The following is a 24,113-nucleotide window of genomic DNA, read 5'->3' on the forward strand; positions in this document are numbered from 1 at the left end:
TGAGGCGTGGTGGGGCTGGGACCGGGGCGCGCCGGGCGTGCGCGACCCCGGTGGTGTGTGGGGGGGCGGTCAGAGCGCGGCGGGTTCCGCCGCGGGTCGGGCCGGTTCCGTGTGCTCGGCGATGGTGCCTCGGTCGAGCTTGAGGATCTGGTCGGCGATGTTGAAGTAGCGGTCGTCGTGGGTGATGGCGATGACGGTCTTGCCGCGCTTGCGCAGCGCCGGCAGGACCTCGGTGTAGAAGAACTCCCGGAACTCGGGGTCCTGGTCGGCGGCCCACTCGTCGAAGAGCAGCACCGGACGGTCCGAGAGCAGCGCCGCCACCAGGGCGAGGCGTTTGCGCTGCCCCGTGGACAGGGAGATGGTGGAGAACTCCCCGTCGCGCACGGTCACCTTGCTGTCCATGCCGAGCTGGGCGAGCAGGCGGTTGGCCTCGTCGTCGCCGTCGGGGTGGGCCGGCAGGGTGCGGAAGAGGTGGACGTCGGCGAAGACCCCGGCCACGCTCCCCCGCAGCTGTTCGACCCGGTCCCCGGCCACGGGCGTGCCGTCGAGGACGATCTCGCCCGCACTCGGCGGGTACAGGCCGCACAGCATCTTGGCCAGCGTGGTCTTCCCGCTGCCGTTTCCGCCGATCAGACAGGTCAGGGTGCCGGGGGCGAACGCGGCGTCGATCGGGCCGACCTGGAAGCCCTTGTCGTCACCGACGGTGTCGTAGTGGAAGACCGCGCCGCGCAGCCGCAGCTCGGCCCCGGCGTCCTGCCCGGCGTCGCCCCGCTCCGGCGTCCGGAGCCCGCTCTCGTCGCCCAGGTCGAGCGCGTCGAGGGAGCGCAGCGCCGTCCCGGCCCGGCCGAGCGCCGGGATCAGGTTGAGGACCGTGACCAGCGGGGTGTTGATGTAGATGACGGCGAGGGTGAAGCCGGTCAGGTCGTCGGCGGGGATGTCGAAGCGGGGCCCGGCGAACAGCATGATGCCGATGCAGGCGAGGAAGAGCAGCTGCCCCCAGGAGCCCGCGATGGTGTAAAGGCCCACGCCCCGGGTGGTGTCGCGCACGAGGAGCTTGCCGGTGGCGCCGACGCCGCCGTCGAGGACCTCGTCGCGGCGGCCCCGGTCGAGCTTGAGCTCCTTGGCGCCGCGCGTGACGCTCTCCAGGTGGCCGTGCATGGCGTCCTGGTGCTCACGGGCGCGGCGCAGATGGGCACCGGCCCGGCGCACCGGAAGCTGGTAGAGCAGCAGGCCGACGGCGAGCACGCCGACCATGCCGAGCAGCATCTTCCAGGAGAGCACCCCGATGTAGACGAAGGCGCCGATGACGATCGAGCCGTTCATGGAGAGCAGCGGCACGCTGCTGACCGCGCTGGTGATGATCTGTACGTCGTCGGTGAGGGCGGACTGGAGCCGGGCGGGGCCGATGCGCTCGATGCGGCGCATGCCGCTGTCCAGGATCCGGCGGCACAGCTCCATCCGCAGTTCCTGGATGGAGCGCTGGGCGAGCCGGATCAGCAGGATCGAGGAGACCGCTCCGGCGAGCATCACGGTGACCGCCGCCGCCACGAAGGCGGCGAGCAGTCCGGTGCCCGGGTCGTCGAGCCGTTCCAGGACCCGCTGGAGCACCGCGATCAGGGCCACGGTCGCGCCGCCCGAGAGCAGGCCCGCGACCACGGCCGCGATCACGGTCGCCCGGGACCGGGTGGCGAGCAGGGAGATGAAGTTCATCGACGTCCCGCTCTCCGCGCCGAGGCACCGCCGGTGCTCTCCCGCGCCGACTTGATCAGTTCGCCGATGCCGGCCACGGTGAAGTCCGCCATGGCCTGCTGGACCCGCAGGCGCACCCCGAACTCGCGCCGTACGCGCAGCAGGAGCCGGGTGGCGAGCAGCGAGTGGCCGCCCGCCTCGTAGAAGTGGTCGCGGATGCCGAGGCCCTCGAGGCCGAGCAGGTCCTGCCAGATCGCGAGGAGTTCGCGCTCGACGTCGTCGCGGGGCGGCTCGGCGCTGCCCGAGGTGCCGAGGAAGTCGTCGGCGGTGGGCGCGGGCAGTCGGCGCCGGTCCAGTTTGCCGCTGGGGGTCTGCGGGATCTCCTCGACGAGGCGGATCGCCGCGGGCAGCGCGTAGCGCGGCAGGCGTCCCGCCGCGTGGGTGCGCAGCTCGCCGCGGTCGAGGCCGCCCGATTCCGCCACCACGTACGCGACCAGGCGCGGCGTCGCCCCGGCGGCGCCGTGCACCACCACGACGCAGTCGGTCACGCCCGGGTGGTCGACGAGGACGGACTCGACCTCGCCGAGCTCGATGCGGTGGCCGCGGAGCTTGACCTGGTTGTCGAAGCGGCCGAGGAACTCCAGCTGGCCGTCGGCCCGGTGGCGGGCGCGGTCGCCGGTGCGGTAGAGCCGCGCGCCGGGTTCGGCGGCGAACGGGTCGGGGATGAAGCGTCCGGCGGTGAGGCCGGGGCGCCGCCAGTAGCCCTGGGCCACCTGGACGCCGCCGATGTACAGCTCGCCGGCGGCGCCGGGCGGCACCGGCTGCATGTGCTCGTCGAGGACCCAGATGGTGGAGCCCGGCACCGGTGCGCCGATGGGGGCCCGCTGTCTGCGGGTGACCTCGGCGGTGAGTTCGGCGACGGTCATCAGGACGGTGGCCTCGGTGGGCCCGTACCAGTTGAAGACCCGGCAGCCTTGCGCGGAGGGTCCCTCGAACCAGTCGGCGAACCGGGCGGGGACGACCTCCTCGCCCGCGAGCAGCAGCGCCCGCAGGCCGAGCGGTACGCCGCCGGTGTCGCCGCTGCCGTCCACGGCGGCCAGTTCCTGCGCGATCGTCGGGGTGGTGGCGAGCATGGTGACGCCCTCGCCCCGCAGATGGCCGTGCAGTTGCTGCGCGTCCGCGGCGACGTCGCCGGGCACGAGGTGGATCCGCGATCCCGCCACCAGGCCCGCGAACAGCTCCCACACCGACAGGTCGAAGGTGAAGGTGGAGCGGACCGCGACCACGTCGTCGGCGGTGGGCGCCACGACGGTGCCGGAGGCCTCCAGGTAGGCGAGCAGGTTGTGGTGGCTGACGCCGACGCCCTTGGGGGTGCCGGTGGAGCCGGAGGTGTAGATGAGGTACGCGAGGTCGGCGGCGTCGGCGCGCTGCGGGACCGCGGCGTCGGTGGCCGCGGCGGCCTCGGCGACGGTGCGCACCGTGATGCCCTCCTCGGCGAGCAGCGCGAGCACGGCCGCGTCGTCCTCGGTGAGGTGCGCGGTCAGCGCCGTGCGGCAGCCCGAGTCGCGGATCAGGTGCGTGATGCGCTCCAGGGGCAGCTCCGGGTCGACGGGGACGTAGGCCGCGCCCGCCGTCATGGCGGCGAGCAGGCCGGTGACCAGGTCGACGCCGCGCCGGGCCACGACCGCGACCAGGTCGCCGCGGCGCACTCCGGCGGCGGTGAGTCCGTCGGCGGCGGCGCGGGCCCGCTCGGTGAGCTGGCGGTAGGTCAGGACGCCGCCGGGTCCGGTGACCGCGACCGCGCCGGGGCGGGCCGCCGCGACGGCTTCGATCGCCTCGTGCAGGGTGCCGCCGGGCACCACCAGGGGGCCGCCGTCGGCGCGGCGGGCCGCGGCCTGCGCGTCGTAGGGCAGCAGGCTGGCCGCCTCGTGCGGGGCGTCGGGGTCGGTGGCGAAGCGGCGCAGGGCCTGCGCGTACATCGTGGCGAGGTCGGCGGCCCACTCGTCGGAGACCCGGTCGCTGTCGTAGGCGAGGATCAGGCCGAGCTCGTTGGCGGGCGGGTGCACCGAATAGGTCGCCATCACCGCGTAGTTGGTGTCCTCGGCGGACGCCGGGTGGTGGTCGAGGAGTTCGACGACGCCGGTGTCGAGGACCTCGCTGAGCGCGTGGAAGCGCACGAAGTTCACGCCCACGTCGAACAGCGGGTCGTTGCCGAGGGCCTGCTGCACGTTGATGAGCGGGGTGTGCCGGTGTTCGAGGAGGCCGCGCTCCTCGTCGAAGGCGCGCCGGGCCAGCTCGCGCCAGCTGCCGCCGGGCACGGACAGGGAGGTCGGCAGCATGTTGATGAACAGGCCGCGCAGGTCCTTGGCGCCGGGCAGGTCGGGGCGGCCGTGCATCACCATGCCGGTGACCGGATCGGTCACGGCGAGGGCCTCGGCGAGCACCTTGAAGTGCACGCCCACGGCGAGGCTCTTGAAGGGCAGGCCCTCCTCCTTGGCGAGCCGCGCGAGGCGCTGGGAGGTGTCGGGGTCGACGTCGACCTGGACGCGGCGCACCTGCGGCAGCCCGGCGGGGCGCAGATCGGCGACGGAGCGCGGTTCGGCGTCGGCCATCCGCCGCCGCCACACCTCCGCGACGTCCGCTCCTTCGAGGGCATCCCGCTCCGTCTTGATGAAGTCGGCGTACCGCAGCGGCAGTTCGGGCCAGCGGGTGCCGTAGTCGGGGGCGTCGTCGAGCAGTGCGGCCTGGCGGCTGAAGATCTCCGTCACGGTGGACGTCCAGCTCCAGCCGTCGAGGATGACGTGGTTCTCGCTGACCGTCAGCTGGAACTCGTCGTCACCGAGCAGGTGCACGGCGAGCCGCTGCAGCGGTGCCCGCTCCAGGTCGAGGTGGTCCTCGCGCTCCTGGGCGACGAAGTCGTCGATCTCGGCGCGCTGGGCGGCGGCATCGAGCCCGGAGAGGTCCCGCACGGTCAGGAGCGGCGGCACGTCTCGGTGCACGATCTGCAGCGGCTCGGAGTAGCCGTCCAGGGAGATGCTGGTGCGCAGGACGGGGTGGCGGTCCATGGTGTCGGTGAGGGCGCGGCGCAGCAGCTCCGCGTCGAGGCGGCCGCGCATGCGCACGCTGACGGTGTTGTGGTAGATGCCCGCCTCGGGGTGCAGGTGCAGGTGGTAGAGCATGCCCGCCTGGGTGGCGCTGAGCGGGTAGGCGTCCTCGGCGTCGGCGGGCAGCGCGGCCCGGTCCTCGGCGCTGATCATCTCGAACGGCTCGGCGCGCGCCAGGGTCTCGGCGCCGCTGCCCGCGAGGTGGGTGGCGAACTCGGCGACGGTCTGGTGCTTGAAGACGGCGTGCACACGGGTCTCGTGGCCGAGGGCGCGCAGGGTGCCGCTGATCTCCACGGCGCGGATGGAGTCCCCGCCGAGGGCGAAGAAGTTGTCGTGCACGCCGACCCGCTCGACGCCGAGGACGTCGGCCCACACCCCGGCGACGGTCTCCTCCAGGCCGGTGCGCGGGGCGGTGTACTCGGTCCCCGCGTCCAGGCGGGCCTCGGCCGGGTCGGGCAGGGCCCGCCGGTCGGCCTTGCCGTTGACGGTCAGCGGCACCTCGTCCAGGGCGGTGTAGACCGCGGGCACCATGTAGGACGGCAGCAGCCCGGAGGCGTGCTCCCGCAGTTCGGGCACGTCCGGCAGCTCACCGGCGGCGGGCACCAGCCACACCACCAGCTGCTCGCCGCGCACGTCGGCGACGGCGGCGGCGACGCCGGGGTGGGCGGCGAGGGCGACCTCCACCTCGCCCAGCTCGATCCGGAAGCCACGGATCTTCACCTGGGCGTCGGCGCGCCCCCAGTACTCGAACTCGCCGTCCTCGGTGACCCGGGCCAGGTCCCCGCTGCGGTAGAGGCGGGCCCCGGGCACGTCGGAGAACGGGTCGGGCACGAACCGCTCGGCGGTGAGCCCGCCGCGGCCGGCGTAGCCGAGGGTGACGCCCGCGCCGCCGACGTGGAGTTCGCCGACGAGCCCGGCGGGCAGCGGGTTGAGGGCCGCGTCGAGGACGTGCAGGGTCAGGTCGTCGATGGGGACGCCGATGGGGCTGCCGGTGCGGTCGCCCAGGTCGTCGGCGGTGATGACGCGGAAGGTGGAGTGCACGGTGGTCTCGGTGATGCCGTACATGTTCACCAAGACCGGCGACCGGTCGCCGCGCGCCTCGATCCACGGCCGCAGCGTGTTCGGGTCGAGCCGCTCGCCGCCGAACACCACGTGGCGCAGGGCGAGTTCACGGGTGGAGCCCTCGGCGGCGTCGGCCGCCACCACGCCCTTGAAGGCCGACGGCGTCTGGCTGAACACGGTGACGCCGAGCCGCTCGACGAGCGCGAGCAGGTCCGCGGGCGACTGGGCGGTCTCGTCCGGCACCAGGGCCAGCTTCCCGCCGTGCAGCAGCGCGCCCCACAGCTCCCAGACGGACACGTCGAAGGCGTAGGAGTGGAAGAACGTCCACACGTCGTGCGGCCCGAAGTCGAAGCGCCGCGCGGTCGACGTGTACAGGCGCAGGACCTGGGCGTCGGCGACCTCCACGCCCTTGGGGCGGCCGGTGGAGCCGGAGGTGTAGATGACGTAGGCGACGTCGCCGGGGTGCCGGGCGGGCAGCGTGGCGCGGCTCGGGTCGACGGGGTCGGCCCCGGCGAGGGGGCGGCCGTGCCCGTCGACGCACACCTGTGGCAGGTCCGTGCCGAGCGTGCCCGCGCCCTGGGCGCCGCACACCAGCAGGCGGCCGCCGCTGTCGTCCAGGACGTGCCGGATGCGGTCCGCGGGGTTGCGCAGGTCCAGTGGCACGTACGCGGCGCCCGCGCGAAGCACCGCGAGGATCGCCACGATCTGCGCGGGCCCGCGCTCCAGGTACAGCGGGACGCGGTCGCCGGGCGCCACGCCCCGGTCCACCAGGTGGCGGGCCAGGGTCTCGACGCGGTCGGCGAGTTCGCCGTACGCGATGTCCTCGCCCTCCCAGTGCAGGGCGACGCGGGCGGGGTGGCGGGCGGCCGAGCGCAGGAAGGCGTGGTCGAGTCCGTGCGTCACCAGGGACTCGGCCACCGGGCCCTCGGGGACGGCGGGCGCGGCGAGCGGAAGGAGCCGCACCTCGCGGTCCGGGGCGTCGAGGCCCGAGGTGAGCAGGTGGACGTATGCGTCGAGCAGGGCGCCCGCGGTGTGCTCGCGCAGCAGCTCCGTGTCGTACTCCAGCATCAGTTCCAGGTCGTCGCCGCGGTGGGAGACGCTGAGCGTGACGTCGGTCTTGGAGGCGGCCGTCTCCACGGGCACGGGGGTCATGACGGCCTCGCCGAGGCCGAGCGCGGAGCGGTCCTCGCCGAGGTAGGCGAACATCGCGCCGAACAGCGGGGCGCCGGTGCTGCCGCCGACGGCCGCCACCACCGACGAGGTCGGCACGTGCTGGTGGTCCAGGGAGCGGGCGACGGTGGCCGCCGAGTCCTGCGCGAGGTCGCGCAGCGTCGCGCCGTCGCGCAGTCGGCTGCGCAGCGCCAGGGTGTTGATGAACGGGCCGACGGTGGCGCGCAGTTCGGGCCGCACGCGGTTGGCGACCGGCACCCCGATGACCAGGTCGTCGGTGAGGGCGGCCCGGTGCAGCACCGCCCGCCAGGCGCCGTACAGGACGGCGAAGACGGACACGCCGCAGCCCGCGGCGAACTTCTCCACGCGCTCGCGCAGCGCGGGCCCGGTGGGACGCACCAGATGGTGGCCGTGATGGCCGCGCGCGTCGGGGCGGGGATGGTCGAAGGGCAGGCTCAGGCCACGCGGGGCGCCGTCCAGCTCGGCCCGCCAGTGGGCGAGGGACGCCTCCCGCGAGGGCGCGTCCTGGCTGGTGTGCTCCCACCAGGCGTAGTCGGTGTACGAAGGTCCCTCGGGCGCCGACGGCGGGGTGGAGCCGGTGCGGAACGCCTCGTAGGCGGCGGTGAGTTCCTGGATGAGGACACTCACCGAGAGGCCGTCGACGACCAGGTGGTGGAAGGCGACGACGAGGCGGTGCCGCTCGGGCGCGAGGGCGATGAGCAGGCCCCGGGCGAGCGCTCCGCCGGCGTCCAGGGCGAAGGGGGCGCGCAGTTCGGCGTCGGTCAGCTCGTCCCTGCGCCGCTCGGCGGCCTCGGCGTCCGTGGCCGCCAGCCGGGTCAGGTCGGTGCGGCGCAGCGGCGGCAGCGTGGGCAGCAGGCGGGCGTGCGCCTTGCCGCGGACGTCGTCGGTGACCAGGCGCAGCCCCTCGTGCCGGGCGAGCATCCAGTCGAAGGCCCGGGTCAGCGCGTCGGCGTCCAGCGGGCCCTCGATGTCGAGGGCGGCGGGGACGGTGTAGGCGCTGCCGGTCGGGTCGAGGGCGTGCGCCGTCCACAGCTGGAGCTGGCTCTCGGAGAGGACGACCTGGTCCTGGTCGGCGCGCCGGGGCACGCGGGAGGTGGTGGCCCCGCGCCCCGGGCGACGGGCCGCGAGGGCGCGCCTGGCCTGCTCGAGGCGGTCGGCTCCGGCAGAGCTTTCGGATGCGGTCATGACTGTTCCTTGGGGACGTCGTGGGCGGGGCCCGCGGTGGGGGCCTCCGGGTCGTCTGCCGGGTCCAGGGCGGCGAACGCCTCCGCGAACTCGCGGACGGCGCCGTCCTGGTCGTGGGCGAGGAGCAGGTTCGCCTGGTCCGCGACGGTGGGCGCGGTGAGCAGGTCCTGCAGGGGCAGTTCGGTGCCCATCAGGTCGCGGACCTGGGCGACGGTGTGCATGGCGCGGATGGAGTCGCCGCCGAGGGCGAAGAAGCTGTCGTGCGCGCCGACCCGCTCGACGCCGAGGACGGTGCGCCAGATCTCCGCGACGACCATCTCCACGGGCGTGCGCGGCGCGGTGAACTCGCCGCCCCGCTCCAGGTGCCCGTCCGCCGGGTCCGGCAGCGCGCGCCGGTCGGTCTTGCCCTGGGGGGTCAGCGGCACCTGGTCCAGGGCGACGAAGAGCCCGGGGACCAGGTACGCGGGCAGCACGGCGGCGCAGTGCTCGCGCAGCTCCGCCACGGTCGGCGCGCCGTCGGGGCCCGGCACGAGCCAGGCGACGAGGCGGCTGTCGCGGGCGTCGACGACCGCGGCGCGCACGCCGGGGTGGCGCAGCAGGACGGCCTCGACCTCGCCGGGTTCGACGCGGTAGCCGCGCACCTTCAACTGGCCGTCGGCGCGCCCGCAGAACTCCGGCAGGCCGTCGGCGCCGATGCGCACGAGGTCGCCGGTCCGGTACAGGCGGGCGCCCGGCTCGGAGGCGAACGGGTCGGGCGGATACCGCTCGGCGGTGCGGCCGCCCCGGCCCGCGTAGCCGCGGGTGACCCCGGCGCCGCCGACGTACAGCTCACCGATCACACCGGGGGCGACCGGCATCAGCGCTTCGTCGAGGACGTGCAGCGTGGTGCCGCCGACGGGGCCGCCGAGGCTGACGCGGCCGTCGGCGCCGACGATCCCCGCGGTGGCGTTGGCGGTGGCCTCGGAGGGTCCGTACAGGTTCCACAGCCGCGCCTTCGGCAGCAGGCGGTACGTGCGTGCCACCAGGTCGGCGGTCAGGGCCTCGCCGCCGAGGAGCACGTCCAAGGCCGACTCGCCCGGTCGGGCCGTGCTGTCGGCGGACTCCAGGGCGCGCAGGGTCTCGTCCCACAGGCGGGGGACGGTGTTGACCGTGGTGACGGTGGTGGCGTCGGCGCCGGAGACGGCCGCCGCCAGCGTCTCGGCGGGCCGCTGTCCGGCCGGGGGCAGCACGACCGTGCCGCCGAGGACCAGCGGGCCCCACAGCTGCTTGACGGAGGCGTCGAAGACCGGCGCCGCGGTCGCGGGGAGCACGGTGTCCGGGCCGATGATGCCCACGTCGGCGAGCCAGCCGAGATAGTTGACGACGTTGCGGTGGGTGACGGCGACGGGCTTGGGCCGCCCGGTGGAGCCGGAGGTGAACAGGAGGTAGGCGAGGTTGTCGGGGGCCGCGGGGCCGTCCTTGGCCGCCACGGCTCCGGCTTCCTCATCGACGGAGCCGAGGTCGTCGGCACCGAGGACGACGACGTCAAGGCTGCGGCCGACGCCGCCCCCGCCCTTGCCCGCGCCCTCGCTGCCGCTCTCGCCGAGCAGGGCCGCCGTGTCCGCCGTGGCGACGCACGTGCGGACGGACGCGTCGCCGAGGAGCCCGGCGATCCGGTCGGCCGGGTCGGCCGGGTCGACGACCAGGTACGCGGCTCCGGCGCGCAGCACGGCGAGCTGGGTCACGAGGCGGGCCACGGGGTCCGGCACGAGCACGGCGACGGCCGCTTCCGGTCCCACGTCGAGGCGGGCCGACAACCGGTCTGCGGCCGAAAGGAGTTGACGGTAGGTCAGCTCACGGTCGGCGCAGCGCACCGCGGTCGCGTCGGGGGTGCGTCCGGCGGCGCGGACGATCAGGTCGGGCAGGGTGGACTCCCGCCAGTCGGCGGCCGTCGGCGACACCGGCGCCGCGAGGGGTGCGGCGGCGGGGCCGAGCACCGTCCGGCCGATCCTGGTCCCCGGCTCCCGCACGCCCTGCTCCACGACGGCGGCCAGGGCGTCCAGGAGCCGGTCGGCCACCGGGCCGCCGAGCCCGGCCGCGGCGGCGCCGTCCAGGCGGACCTCGACGCGGTCGCCGTGGCGCACGGCGGCGAGGCGCAGCGCGGGGCCGGTGCCCACGGCCGCGAGCGACTCCACGGACCAGCCGCCGACCCGCTCGGGCACCTGCGCGTACGAGAAGGCGAGCGGCCCGCTCACGGCGGACAGGTCGCTGATCAGCTCGACGCTCTCGCGCTGCTCGGCCCGCGCCGCGCGCACCGCGGACACCACGTCCGCGAGGGTGCGGCCGGAGCCGAACGCGTACCGCAGGCCCGGCCACGCGCTCAACGGGCCGAGTGAGGACTGGAGTTGGGGCACCTCGCGCAGGCCGGTGCGCACCCGCACGGTGAGCGTCTCGGCGCCGCCGAAGCGGTGCAGGACCACGAGCCAGGCGGCCAGGAGCAGCGCCTCCGCCTCGGCCGCGGGGAAAGCGTCGGCGGGGAGGGTGAAGGAGCGGACGGAGTCGGCCGCGGCTCGGCCGTCCTCGGCCGCCGTGCCGGACGGGGTCGCCGCACCGGCCATCGGGGCCAGCGAGCGCACCCGCGCCACCGCGTCGCCCGTCTCGTCCGCGGCGTCGGCGCCGCCGTGCGCGGACTCCTGGTTCGCGCGGGCGGCGGCCGCCTCGGGCTCGGCGAGCATGTCGTGCAGCCATTCGGCGACGTCGGCGTACTGCAGGGGCTCGCCATCGGCCGGACCCGTGCCGTCGCCGGTGGTCGCCCCGGCCAGCTCGCGCTCCAGTTCGGACGCGAGGAGCAGCAGGCCCTCGGGGTCCAGGACGTGCGCGGAGGCGGCGAGTTGGATCCGGCCGCCGGGGCCCGCGAGGGCGGACCAGGGCCGGGCGGGCGCGGCCTCCGCGGCGCCGTCGGCACCGGCTCCGGCTCCGGTGGGCTCGGGGAGCTCACCGGCGAACACGTGCTGCGTGGGCGCGCCGCCCGCAGCGGAGGCCACCAGCGCGGTGCGCAGCACCTCGTGCCGCAGCGTGAGGGCGGCGACGGCGGCGGCCAGGCGCCCCTGCGGCACGGTGGCCGGGGCCCGGAGCACGAGGGTCGTCACCGTGTCGTCGCCGGTGGCGTCGTGCTGCTGTGGCCCCGCGCGGAAGATCTCCGCCGCGGGCGCGGCCGTCCCGGCCGCTGTCGCTGTCGTCGTGGTCGTCGTGGTCACCGTCTGTCCCCCTGTGTCTGCGTGGTGGTGCCGTCCTGCGCGTCGGCGCCGCTCGGCGCGGGCCGGGTCTCCAGGTCGTGCCAGGTCGCCGCGCCCGCCATGGCGACGCGGATCTGCCGCTTGCCGGTGAAGGGCGCCCGGCCGTGCGAGGCCAGCAGGTTGTCGACGACGAGGACGTCGCCGAGCTGCCAGTCGAAGGCCGTGGACTCGGCGTCGAACGCGCCTCGGATCGCGTCGAGGTCGGCGCGGCTGAACTCGCTGCCGTCGCCGGCCCTGGTGGTCTTGGGCACCCGCTCGGGGCCGACCTGGCTGAGCAGTTCGGCGGCGAGCTCGTCGCCGAGCGTGCTCAGGTGGAAGCTGGTGGCCTGGTTGAACCAGACCCACTCGCCGGTGACCGGGTGCCGGGCGACCGCGGGCCGCAGCGCCTCGGTGCGCAGGTGGTTGTCGGCGACGCGCTCCACGCGCACCCTGGTCTGCTCGGCGTAGGCGTCAAGGCCGCTCTCGTCGCAGCCGAGGGCCTCCTGCCAGGGGATGCCGACGCCCGGCGTGTAGTTGCGCACGTACCGCACGCCGTGCTCCTCGACGCGGGCCACCAGGTCGGCGGGCAGCCGACCGAGCACCTTGCGGGAGTCGGCGAGCGGGGTCTGGCCGCCGGTCTCCGCGGGCAGCGCGCAGGAGAAGCCGAGGACGCGCGGCCAACTCCAGCTGTAGCAGGCTTCGTTGTGCATCTCGATGGTCTGGTCGGCGGGGTACTCGGTGGAGGAGTAGATGCCGTCGCCGAGGTCGCTGCGCGGCGTGGCGCCGTCCTGGTAGGCGAGCGCGCCGTCACCGGCGACGGCCTCCACGACGGGGCGCAGCGCGTCGGCGCCCTCGTCGAAGCCGCGGAAGAGCACCGCGCCGTGCTCGTGCAGCCGCGTCCGCACGAGCTCCGCGTTGGCCCGCACCCACACGGTCAGCGGGACACCGGGCCGCTGCGGGGTGGCGAGCACGGGCAGGGCCGCGGGCTCCAGCGGGCCGAAGGCGACGACTGACGCGTCCGTCAGGGACCGTCGCCTGACCGGCTCCTGGGGCATGCGGGACGTACGAAGGGACATGGGTGCTCCGTTTGCTTGTCGGTATGGCTCGCGGGGACACAGGCGTGTCCGGGCAGGCGGGTTCGGACCGGCCGCCGGCGAGCGGCCCTCCGGAGTGGTGCGGTGGTTCGGTGCTCGTGCGCTGCTCGGTGCGGCGCTACGCGGTGCGGTGCTCTGCCGGGCCGGCGTGAGTCGGGCCGTGCAGTGCCGTGCCGAGCTGTGCGTGCTGAGCGTGGGCGGTGCGTGCGTGCTGCGCTGTGCGTGGCGTGCGGTGTGTGCGTGCTGTGCGGTGCCGGGCCGTGGTGCGGCCGTGGCCTGGCTCAGGCGCGGGTCCGGGCGCCGGGGCCGAGCCGGGCGGCCCGCCGGGCGCGGCCCGCGGCGCGTTCGCCGCGGGCCCGCTCGGCGAGCGCGGTGCGGACCTCGCCGACGGTCGCGGCGTTGTCGGCGAGCGCCGTCAGGGCGCGGCACAGCTGGTCGGCGAGGGCGGCGGCCCGCTCGGTGGGGACACGGACGGTGTCGTGGTTGAGCGCGATGACGAGCCGGTCCCCTTCGGGGGCGGCGGAGACGGTGACGGGCAGTTCGGTCTGTTCGAGCGCCTCGGACCGGGTCACCGACAGGCCGGGAAGTCCCGTGCCGAGGTCGGCGAAGGGGAAGTTGGCCACGATCACCGAGGTGTCGAAGAGTCCGGCGGAGCTCGTCCGTCCGCTCCACACGGCGATGCGGGCGAGCGGGGTGTGGATGTGTTCCTGTGCCTGGTGCAGTGCCTGCTGTACGTCCCGGGCCCAGGTGCCGACCGGCAGGGCGGCGGGCAGCCGGGTGCGCAGCGGCACGGTGTTGATGAACATGCCGACGGTACGGTCCACGTCCGGCAGGTCGGCGGGCCGTCCGGAGCCCACGCTGCCGAACACCACGTCGTCCGTGCCGGTCTCGGCGGCGAGGGTGAGGGCCCACGCCGCGTGCACCATGCCGCCGAGGGTGACGCCGAGGCGGCCCGCGGTGTCCCGCAGCCGCCCGGTGACCGGCGCGGGCAGCGCCACCTCGTGGTCGCGGTGGACCGCGGGCCGGTCCGCCGCCGGGGCGAGCGGGACCGGGGCGCAGCCCGCGAGGCCGCGGGTCCAGAACTCCCGGGAGGCGTCCGGGTCCTGGCGCGCCGCCCACCGGGCGAAGGTGCCGAAGTCCGGCGCCGGGGCGAAGCGCGGGGTCTCGCCCCTGCCGTGCGCCGCGTAGTGCTCAAGGACCTCGCCGAGCAGGATCGGCAGCGACCAACCGTCGAACAGCACATGGTGGTTGGTCCACACGAAGGCCCACCGGTCGGCCGCGAGCCTGGCCACGGCGAGCCGCGCGAGCGGCCCTTCACGCAGGTCGAAGCCGGTGTGCCGGTCCTGCCGTACGTAGGCGTCGAGGCGCGCGTCGGCGTTGTCGGCCGCGGTGGTGGCGGCGGCGCCGGTCGGGCCCCCGGCGCCACCGCCCGCTCGTCCGTCCCCGCCCGCCCGCGTGTCCCCGCCCGTTCTCGCCTCCGCGCCGCCCGGCGTGAAGTCCAGGAAGGTCACGGGAAGTTCGCACGTGGCGGGCACCACGAGCAGAGGACGCGGGACGTCCTGCCACACGGGCACGCCGCGCAGCACGGCGTGCCGGTCGACGGCCGCCTGCCACGCCCGCGCGAACGCCTCCTGGTCGAGGTCGCCCTCGAGGACGCAGACCAGTTGCTCCACATAGACGCCGCTGCCCGCCGCGCCGTCCTCGGCGAGGCTGCGGAAGACCATGCCCTCCTGGGTCGGGGTGAGCGGCCAGACCGCCGTCAGGCCGCCCCTGCGCGCGGCCCAGTCCCGCACGGCGGCGACCGGCGCGGTGCCGTGCCGCAGTCCGGCGGCGAGCACGGGCGCGTCCGGCTCGGCGGTGAGCGCGCGGAGTTCGTCGAGGACGGCGTCCGCGAGCGCGTCGGCGGCGGCCTGGCCGGTGTGCTCCACCTCGACGGCCAGGCGGCCGTCGGTGACCAGGCTCTCCACGACGACCGCCGCGGGGCGCGTCCCGTGCGGGTCGCGGACCTGTCCGAAGCCGGGCGCGAGGAGTTCGAGCGCGGCGCTCGGGTAGGCGCTGGAGCTGACCCGGCCCAGGTAGTTGAAGTTGACGTGCGGCGCGGGCAGTTCGGCGAACCGGCGGGTCAGGTCCTCGTCGTGGGCCAGGTACCGGACCACGCCGTGGTCGATGCCCCGGTGCACCAGGTCCCGCAGCCGGGCGCGGACGTCCCACAGGGTGCCGAGCGGGTCGTCGTCCGCGGTGGCCACCGGGAACGGCGCGAGGGTGGTGAACCAGCCGACCGTGCGCGACAGGTCGAGGTCGGGGTGCAGGTCCTCGCGGCCGTGGCTCTCCAGCTCCACGACGACGGAGGGCAGCGCGTCGACCCGGGCGAGGGCGCGGGCGGTCGCGGTGATCAGCCCCTCCTCCAGGGTGCCGCCGAGCCGCCGCACGAGGGTCTCCTGGAGCCGTTCGGTGTCCTCGGCGGTCAGGGCGCGCCGGGCGCGGCGCGCGGCGCCCTCGGTGCCGGGGGCGAGCGCTTCCGCCTGCGGCCCGGCGAGGGCCGCGATCTCGTCGAGGTCGGCGCGGACCCGGTCGAGGACCTGCGGGTCCAGGGCACGGCGCCGCAGTTCGGCGGTCCACTGCCGGTGCGTGGTGCCCTCGGGCTGCAAGGCGGGGGGCTCGCCGGCGCGCACGGCGTCGAGTGCGAACTCCAGGTCCTCGAGGACGATGCGCCAGGACACCGCGTCCATGACCAGGTGGTGGGCGGTGAGCAGGAGCCGCTGCGGCTCGTCGGGCCCGAGGTCGACCAGATGGGCCCGCAGGAGCGGTCCCCGGGCGGGGTCGATCCGGGTGTTCAGCTCGTCGGCGACCGCCCGCAGCCAGTCGTCGGCGGAGGCGGCGGAAGCGGAGACAGCGGCGGAAGCGGCGGGGACGGGAGAGGCGGCGGAGGCTCCGGAGCCCGCCGCGCCCCGGGCGCCCGCGGCGTCCCAGGAGTCGGCCGACAGCCGGCTGTACTCCACCGGAACGTCCACCTTCGGATCGACCACGGCCCGCACGCCGCGCCCGCCGTCCGCACGCCCCTCGGGCTCGCCGCCCCCGTCCCCGCTCCCGTCCCCGTCCATGGCGCCGTCCACGAACCGGGTCCGCAGCGCCTCGTGCGCCTCGGCCACGGCGTTCAGCGCCGCGCCCAGCTCGTCGGGGCTGACGCGGGTGCGCAGGCCGAGGAGCAGGCCCATGTTCCAGTGGGCCGGGGTGGCGAGGTCGAGTTCGTGGAACCAGCGCTGGATCGGGCTGAGCGCGTCCGTGCTGTCGCTCTGCGCGCGGGCACCGGTGCCCGCGCCGGTGATGACGTGCGGGGCGAGGTCGGCGATCGTCGGGTACTGGAACATCTGGCGCGGGGTCAGCTGGATGCCGGCGCGGCGGGCCCGGGCGACGACCTGGATCGACAGGATGGAGTCCCCGCCGAGGGCCAGATAGCCGTCGTGCACGCCGACCCGGTCCACGCCGAGCACCTGGGCCCACACCTCGGCCAGGCGCCGCTCCACCTCGGTGCGGGGCGCGACGTAGCCTTGGTCGTCGGCCTCCCACGTGGGGACGGGCAGGGCGCGCCGGTCCACCTTGCCGTTGGCCGACAGGGGCAGTTCGTCCAGGACCACGACGGCGGCGGGGACCATGTGCGCGGGCAGCCGCTCCCCGGCGAAGGCCCGGACCGTGCCCGGTTCGCAGGCGGCACCGGCGCGGGCGACGACGTACGCGACCAGGCGCGGCTCCCCGCCGCCCGCGCTCGCCACGGCGGCCACCGCCGCGTCCGCCACCCCGGCGGCGTCCCGCACCACGGCCTCGATCTCGCCCAGTTCCACCCGGAAGCCGCGGACCTTGACCTGCTCGTCCACGCGCCCGTGGAACTCCAGGGCGCCCGCGCCGTCGAACCGCACCAGGTCACCCGTGCGGTACAGGCGCGCGCCCGGCTCGGACGTGAACGGGTCGGGCACGAACCGCTCGGCGGTCAGCCCGCCCCGGCCCGCGTACCCGCGGGCGACGCCCGCCCCGCCGACGTACAACTCCCCCACACCGCCGGAGACCACCGGGCGCAGCGCCTCGTCGAGGACGTACACGGTGCGGCCCGGCAGGGGCCGCCCCAGGGGGACGGTGCCGGTCGCGCCGTGGACGCCGACCTCGTGGACGGTCGCGGTGATGACGGTCTCGGTGGGGCCGTAGGCGTTGATGACGCGGCCGCCCACCGTGCGCCGCCAGATGCCGGTCTCGGCGGCGGGCATGGCGTCGCCGCCGACGACGGTGAGGCGCACGGCGAGGGCGGCGGGCACCGCGGCGCCGTCGGCGAGTGCGGTGGCGAGCTGCCGCCACAGGCCGGTCGGCGGGTTGAAGACGGTGACGCCGTGCTCGGCGAGGAAGGCGAGGAGCTCGTCGGTGGCGAGGAGCCCGTCGGGGCGCAGCACGGCCGCTCCGCCGCACGTCAGCGGCGCGAACAGCTGCTCGGTGCTCACGTCGAACGAGAAGGAGCCGAAGACGAGGACCCGGTCGGCGGGTCCGAGCCCGAAGGCACCGCCGATCTGCGCGAGGTGGGCGGCCAGTTGGCCGTGGGTGACGGCGACGCCCTTGGGGCGTCCGGTGGACCCGGAGGTGAAGACGAGGTACGCGAGGTCGTCGGCGTGTGCCGCGTCCAGGCCGGTGCGGTCGGCGTCGGCCGTCAGGTCGATGCCGTCGATGTTCAGGAGCGGGGTGCCGTCCGGCAGGAGGCCGTCGACGACGTCCTTCTGCGCGGCGCCGCGCACGACGGCGGCGCAGCCCGCGTCCTCGGCCATCAGGCGCAGACGCTCGGCCGGGTAGGAGGGGTCGAGGGCGAGCCACCCGCCACCGGCCCGCGCGACGGCGAGCATCGCCACGGCCATCAGGGTGCCGCGCGGCAGGCACAGGCCCACCACGTCGTCGGGGCCGACGCCCGCCGCGCGCAGCCGGACGGCCACCGCGGCCGAGGCGCGCTCCAACTCCCCGTACGTCCACGACCGTTCGCCGTCGACCAGGGCCACGTCGTCCGGCTGCCTGCGGGCGTGCGCCACGACCGCCTCGGCCACCAGGCCAGCGTCGGCCGCGGCCGGGACCCCGGCGCCGGACCAGGCGAGCAGGGCCTCGTTGTCGCTCGTGCCCAGCTCGCCGAGGGTGACCGAGGGGTCGCCGGTGAGGGCGTCCAGAGCGCGGTCGAGATCGTCGAGGAGGCGGCGCGCGGTGTCGGCGTCGTACGCGGCGGCGTCGACGCTCAGGCGCAGCTCCAGGTGCTCGCCGGGCATCACCTGGACGCTGACGGGGTAGGTGGTGCGCTCCAGGAGGCGGCCGCTCTCCAGCGTGAAGCCCTCGGTGCCGAAGCCGTCGAAGGGGTAGTTCTCGACGACGACGATGGAGTCGAAGAGCGGGGCGCCCGCGGGGGCTCCGGCCCAGGACGTGACGTCGGCGAGCGGGGCGTGCTGGTGGTCGGTGAGTTCCTGGAGTCCCTGGTGGACGGCGCCGAGCCACTGGTCGGCGCGCAGGTCGTCGGCGATCCGCACGCGCAGCGGCAGGGTGTTGATGAACAGGCCGACGGTGCGTTCGATGCCGTCGATCTCGGCGGGGCGGCCGGAGAGCACGCTGCCGACGGCCAGGTCGCGGGCGCCGGTGCGCCGGGCGACGACCAGGCTCCAGGCGGCGTGGACCAGCGCGGCGAGGGTGACGCCACGGTCACGGGCGGTCTCGCGCAGGGCCCGGGCACGCTCGTCGGGCATGCGCAGCGCGGGCTCGTGGGTGCCGGTGCGGTGGTGCCCGGCCTGGGCGCGGCCGGGAGCCAGCAGCGCGGGGGCGGTGAAGCCGGTGAGCTGCTTGCGCCAGAACGCCTCGTCCTCGGTGCGGTCGCGGTGCTCGTTCCAGCGCACGAAGGTGCCGTAGTCGGGGGCGGGCACCAGTTCGATGTCGGTACCGGCGCGCAGGGCGGGGTAGAGCGTGAAGGCGTCGCCCGCGACGACGGGCAGGGACCAGCCGTCGATGAGGATGTGGTGGTTGGTCCACACGAAGGTCCACTCGGTGGCGCCGGTGCGCAGCAGCGCGAGGCGCACCAGCGGGCCGCCGCTCAGGTCGAAGCCCTCGGCGCGGTCGCGCGCCAGGAAGTCGTCCAGGCGCTCCTCGGGGTTCCGCGTGCCGTCGGCGGTGGCCGTCCAGTCCTCGAACCGCGCGGGTACGTCGATGTCGCGGGGCACGACGAGCAGCGGGCGGTCGGTCTCCTGCCAGGAGCAGTGGGCGCGCAGGGCGGAGTGCCGGGCGATGGCTCCGCGCCAAGCGTCGAGGAAGGCGCGCGGGTCGAGGTCGCCGCGCAGGACGCACACCAGTTGCTCGGTGTAGGCGTCCGACGCGGGCTCGGCGAGTGCGTGGTAGAGCATGCCCTGCTGGAGGGCGGACATGGGCCACACGGCGTGCAGCGGGCCGAGGTCGCGCTCCCAGGCGGCGAGCAGTCCCGCGGGCAGACCGGTGGTGTCGAAGCCGCCCGGGGCGAGGTCGCCCGGGAGCGCCGACTCCTCTGCGGCGGGCAGGAGTTCGGCCTGCGCGGCGAGTCCGGCGACGGTGGGGTGCTCGAAGAGCTGGCGCGGGGTGATGCGCAGTCCGGCCCTGCGGGCCTTGGCGACCACCTGGATGGACTGGATGGAGTCGCCGCCGAGGGCGAGGAAGTCGTCGTGCGCGCCGACGCGTTCGAGGCCGAGGACCTGGCACCACACCTCGGCCAGGCGTCGCTCCTCGTCGGTGCGGGGCGCGACGTAGTCCGTGGCGGCCGTCTCCCAGCGGGGCGCGGGCAGGGCGCGCCGGTCCACCTTGCCGTTGACGGACAGCGGCAGCGCGTCGAGGGTCACGACGGCGGCGGGGACCATGTGCGCGGGCAGCCGCTCCCCGGCGAAGGCGCGCAGGCCGTCGGTGTCCGCGGGTGCCCCGTCGGCGGTCACGACGTAGGCGGCCAGGCGCAGTTCACCGCCGCCGGGCCCGGCCACGGCGGCCACCACGGCGTCGGTGACCGCGTCGGCGGACCGGAGCACGGCCTCGATCTCGCCCAGTTCCACCCGGAAGCCGCGGACCTTGACCTGCTCGTCCACGCGCCCGTGGAACTCCAGGGCGCCCGCGCCGTCGAACCGCACCAGGTCACCCGTGCGGTACAGGCGCGCGCCCGGCTCGGACGTGAACGGGTCGGGCACGAACCGCTCGGCGGTCAGCCCGCCCCGGCCCGCGTACCCACGGGCGACACCCGCCCCGCCGACGTACAACTCCCCCACACCGCCGGAGACCACCGGGCGCAGCGCCTCGTCGAGGACGTACACGGTGGTGCCGGCGATCGGGGTGCCGATGGGCACGGTGGCGGGGTCGCTGTCGGCGCAGAAGTGGCCGGTGGCCCAGACGGTGGCCTCGCTCGGGCCGTACTCGTTGACGAGGGCGCAGTCGGGCAGCACGGCGCGGTGCTCGGCGACCAGGTCGGCGGGGCAGGCCTCGCCCGCCACGACGACGGTGCGCAGCGAACGGCCGGGGCCGCCGGGCCGGTTCAGCAGGGCGCGGTGGAAGGAGGGGACGGTCAGGGTGTGCGTCAGGGCGTGCCGCTCGACCAGACCGGCGAGTTCGTCGGCGTCCTTGACCTGCTCGGCGTCGGGCACGGCGAGCGTGCCGCCAAGGGTGAGCGTCCAGAAGACGCCCGCGTAGGCGCTGTCGAAGGAGAAGGACGAAAGGAGCAGGAAGCGGGGCGGGTTCGGCCCGTAGAAGGCGGCGCGCGCGGCGGTGGAGCGGGCCAGGGTCGCATGGGTGACGGCGACGCCCTTGGGGCGTCCGGTGGAGCCGGAGGTGAAGACGAGGTACGCCAAGTCGTCGGGGTGCGCCGCGTCGAGCCCCGTCCGGTCGGCGTCGGCCGTCAGGTCGATGCCGTCCAGCTCCAGGACCGGTGTGCCGGTGGGTACGACGTCGTCCGCCAACTCCCGCTGTGCGGCGCCGCGCACGACGGCGGCGCAGCCCGCCTCCGCCGCCATCAGGCGCAGCCGCTCGGCCGGGTACGAGGGGTCGAGGGCCAGGAAGGCGCCCCCGGCCCGCAGCACCGCGAGCATCGCCACGGCGGTCGCCGCGCCGCGCGGCAGGCAGAGCCCCACGACGGACTCCGGGCCGACCCCCGCGTCCCGCAGCCGGGCGCCCACCACGGCCGACGCGCGCTCCAACTCGGCGTACGTCCACGACCTTTCGCCGTCGACCAGCGCCACCTCGTCCGGCGTGGTCCGCGCGTGCGCGAGGATCGCCCGGTGCACCGGCTGCCCGTCGCCCGCCGCCGGTACCCCGGCGCCCGAGCGGCGCGGGCCCGCGCCCGCGGTGGTGCCGAGTGCGGCGACGGTGGTGGCCGGGTCGGTGACGGCCTCGGTCACCAGGGCCTCGAAGATCCGGGCGTATCCGGCGACGGTGTCCGCGTCGAGCCGCGCCGGGTCGAAGTGCAGGACGCCGTGCACCTCGCCGTCGACCTCGCCCGCCTGGAGCCGCAGCGGGAACTGGGCCACCTGCTGGCGCACCGGCACCGGCTCGGTGTCGTAGCCGGAGATGTGGACGGTGCCCAGGTTGCCGGTGATGGACCGGGTGCCGTAGGAGAGCCGGTCGGACTCGAACTGGAAGCTCACCTGGTACAGCGATTGGCCGGACAGGGCCGAGCCCGGGTTCAGGCGGCCGAGGACGGTGGGGGTGGGCAGGGCACGGTTGCGGACGGCGTCGACGTGCGCGGCGCGGGTGGCGTCGAGCACGGTGGTGAAGTCGGCTTCCGGACTGATCCGGGTGCGCAGGAGCAGCGAGTTGGTGAAGTGGCCGACGGTCCGCTTGACGGAGGTCTTGCGGCCCTCCACCGGGAAGCCGACGACGAGGTCGTCGGCGCCGGTGAGCTTGTGCAGGAGCACGTTGAAGGCGGCGAGCAGCACGGTGGCGGTGGTGCTGCGGCTGGATCCGGCCAGCGCCCGGACCCGCTCGACGGTCGCGGTGTCGAGGCGGAACGGGACGTGGGCGGGGGCGTCGGGGTCGGCGACCGGGCGGGGCGCGGTCATGCCGGGCAGGTCGAGGGCGAAGCGGCAGCCTTCGAGCTGTCGCGCCCAGTGGTCGCTCAGCGCCTCGGCGCGCGGTCCGGCGAGGAAGGCGCGTTCGGCGGCGACGTGACGCGCGTAGGAGGTGTCGGGTTCCGCGGGCAGTCCCGGGGTGCCCTCGACCTCGGCCCGGTAGGCGGTGAGCAGGTCCTCCAGGGTGATGAACAGGGAGCTCATGTCACCGGCGACGTGGTGCAGCACGAGGTGCACGGTGGTGGCGGCGGTGTCCTGGTAGACGAAGAGGCGGGCGGGCGCCTCGTGGCCGAGGGCGAAGGGGCGCTCGTAGTCGCGGGTCGCGAGGATCCGCAGCTCGTCGGCGTCGATGCCCGGCGTGTCGCGGACGGTGAAGGGGGCATCGGCGGCGTATCTGCGCTGCACATAGCCCTCGGCCCCGGGGGCGACGGTGCTGGTGAGCACCGGGTGGCGGGCGCAGACGGCGTCCCAGGCGCGGCTCAGCGGCGCGGTGTGCAGGCGTTCGGTGATGCGTACGGTTCCGGCCACGTGGTACGACGGCGAATCGGGCGCGAGTTCCTGAAGGAAGAACAGGGACGCCTGTCCGACCGAGAGCGGAACGTCAAGATCCGCCTCTGGTCTTCTTTCGGCCTGGCCGTGATTTCCCCCGTGCACGACATCCACTGCGACGCCCTCCCCGTGAGCTGTCACAAAAAATGACAGAGCCCGTCAAACGTGTGACAGGGCCTGTCACACGAGTCACAACACTAGACACGGCCCTGTCACACTTCAAGCCAAAAATTGCACGCACTCTGCGGTAGGGCGTTGACCTGCAATGGTGTTAAAAAGTCGCCAAGTTCGCGGCATGCCTGCGTACCGGTTCGACAGCCCTACCCCCTTCGCCCTACTCTGCCGCCGTAATAGCCGGTGACAGTGCCGCATGTTCCTTGCGGCCCTTGACCAAGAGCGGTGCCACGCGGCGTGCCCGGCGGCATCCGCTTGTCGCCTCCCGGCAAGCCGGGGCGATCCTGAGGACGAAGATGATCGAACAGCCCGCGTTCGGACGCAGACTGCGGATGCTGCGCGTGCAGCGGGGCCTGTCCCAGACCGAACTGGCGGGCGACGAGGTGTCGGCCAGCTATGTCTCCCGGGTGGAGAGCGGTCGGCGCTCGCCGAACGAACTCATCGCCGCCTTCTTCGCGCGCCGGCTCGACGTCCCCCTGGAAGCCCTGACCAACCCCGCTTCCCAGGAAGAGGGCGAGCACCGCAGCCGACGGCTCGACATCGCGGGCAAGCTCCTCGAAGCCCGCGCCCTGCGCAAGGACGGCGAGCTCACCGTCGCCGCCGAGCTGCTCCGCGGCATCGGCGCGGCGGCCACCGGGCACGCCGAGGAGGACGTGCTCTGGGAGGCCACGTGGGAGCTCGCCGACGTCCTGCGCGAGCTGGGCGACACCACCGCCGAGCACCGCGTCCTCGCCGACCTCGCCGACACCGCCCTGTCCCAGGAGACGCCCCGGCTCGCCGCGCGCGTCGCCACCGCGCTCTCGGACAACCTGCGCCGCCAGGGCCGCCTCGGCGAGGCCGTCCGCACCGCCGAGCACGCCGTGTCGGTCACCGTGGCCCTGCCGCCCACCGCCCACGAGCGGGTCGGCGCGATGCTCGCGCTGATCAACTCCTACATCGACAGCGGTGAGCTGGAGAACGCGGCCGGTCTCGCCGACACCCTCCAGGAGACGGCCGAGGACATCCCCTCCCGGCAGCTGCGCGGCCAGGTCTACTGGGCCGCGGGCAGCGCCCGCTTCCTGTGCGGGCGCCCCGAGGACGGCGTCGACCTGCACGAACGCGCCTTCGCCTGTCTGCGCCCCGATGTGAACCTGGGAGCCTGGGCACGGCTGTGCCGGGCGTCCGCCGCGCTCCGCCTGGAGCACGACCTCTCCCTGGACGCCACCGGCCACGCGGCGCGGCTGCTCGCCCGCGCCCGTCAGGCCCTCGAACTCGTCGGCCGCGACGACGACATGGCCGAGCTGATGCTGGCCGAGGCACACCTGGCGCTGCGCCAGGGCGAGCCGGAGCGGGTCCTCGAGCTCACCACCAAGGTGTGCGACGGCGGCGCCGGGCTGCCGCTGGCCGGGCTCGGGCAGTGCCAGCTGCTCGCGGCCCGCGCGCACGCCCTGGCGGGGAACGCGGCGGCGGCCAGGGACAGCTACCGCCTCGCGGCCGAGACGCTCGACCGGGCGGGGGCGTACCGCAAGTCGTCCGAGGCCTGGCGGCAGTTGAGCGAAATGCTCGCGGCCGGCCCCGGGGATGGGCCGGCCGCGGCCACCGACTGACGGAACCGGAGTGCCAGGGGGTTGTCGTCCGTATCCGGTCAGCCGGAGTTCAAGCACCCGCGGTGCGCCCGCCGGGCCCCGGTGGGCCTCGGTGTGCCGGGCAGGGTGACAGGCGCCGGCCGGACCGCAGCGGGTCTCGGCGGGCCCCTCACGG

Annotated in this window: 6 protein-coding genes; 1 reads left to right on the plus strand and 5 read right to left on the minus strand. The window is 75.3% G+C overall.

Annotation, left to right across the window (positions count from 1 at the left end):
• Positions 1–69: 69 nt before the first annotated feature.
• The 5 genes from QUY26_RS04955 to QUY26_RS04975 form a co-directional block, all read right to left on the minus strand.
• Positions 70–1,710 (minus strand): cyclic peptide export ABC transporter, encoded by a 1,641-nt coding sequence (locus QUY26_RS04955; protein WP_289943880.1) that lies wholly within the window; start codon positions 1,708–1,710, stop codon positions 70–72.
• Positions 1,707–8,231, minus strand: a complete 6,525-nt coding sequence (locus QUY26_RS04960; protein WP_289943881.1) for a non-ribosomal peptide synthetase — start codon at positions 8,229–8,231, stop codon at positions 1,707–1,709. The genes QUY26_RS04955 and QUY26_RS04960 overlap by 4 nt, the downstream gene beginning before the upstream one ends.
• Entirely contained in the window at positions 8,228–11,467 is a 3,240-nt protein-coding gene (locus QUY26_RS04965; protein ID WP_289943882.1) for an amino acid adenylation domain-containing protein, read from the minus strand. The genes QUY26_RS04960 and QUY26_RS04965 overlap by 4 nt, the downstream gene beginning before the upstream one ends.
• Positions 11,464–12,561: a TauD/TfdA family dioxygenase gene (locus QUY26_RS04970; protein WP_289943883.1), complete on the minus strand. Its 1,098-nt coding sequence runs from the start codon at positions 12,559–12,561 to the stop codon at positions 11,464–11,466. The genes QUY26_RS04965 and QUY26_RS04970 overlap by 4 nt, the downstream gene beginning before the upstream one ends.
• Positions 12,562–12,860: 299 nt before the next feature.
• Entirely contained in the window at positions 12,861–22,340 is a 9,480-nt protein-coding gene (locus tag QUY26_RS04975; RefSeq protein WP_354670666.1) for an amino acid adenylation domain-containing protein, read from the minus strand.
• A gap of 329 nt (positions 22,341–22,669) precedes the next feature.
• Here QUY26_RS04975 and QUY26_RS04980 point away from each other — a divergent pair, with 329 nt between their 5' ends.
• Positions 22,670–23,959 (plus strand): helix-turn-helix domain-containing protein, encoded by a 1,290-nt coding sequence (locus QUY26_RS04980; RefSeq protein ID WP_289943885.1) that lies wholly within the window; start codon positions 22,670–22,672, stop codon positions 23,957–23,959.
• The last annotated feature ends 154 nt before the right edge of the window (positions 23,960–24,113 follow it).

Source organism: Streptomyces flavofungini (assembly GCF_030388665.1).
GTDB classification, from domain to species: domain Bacteria; phylum Actinomycetota; class Actinomycetes; order Streptomycetales; family Streptomycetaceae; genus Streptomyces; species Streptomyces flavofungini_A.

Excerpts from the sequence above, each read along its gene's own strand:
- QUY26_RS04980 (WP_289943885.1), top strand. The coding sequence starts at position 22,670 with ATGATCGAACAGCCCGCGTTCGGACGCAGACTGCGGATGCTGCGCGTG.
- QUY26_RS04970 (WP_289943883.1), bottom strand. The coding sequence starts at position 12,561 with ATGTCCCTTCGTACGTCCCGCATGCCCCAGGAGCCGGTCAGGCGACGG.
- QUY26_RS04960 (WP_289943881.1), bottom strand. The coding sequence starts at position 8,231 with ATGACCGCATCCGAAAGCTCTGCCGGAGCCGACCGCCTCGAGCAGGCC.
- QUY26_RS04955 (WP_289943880.1), bottom strand. The coding sequence starts at position 1,710 with ATGAACTTCATCTCCCTGCTCGCCACCCGGTCCCGGGCGACCGTGATC.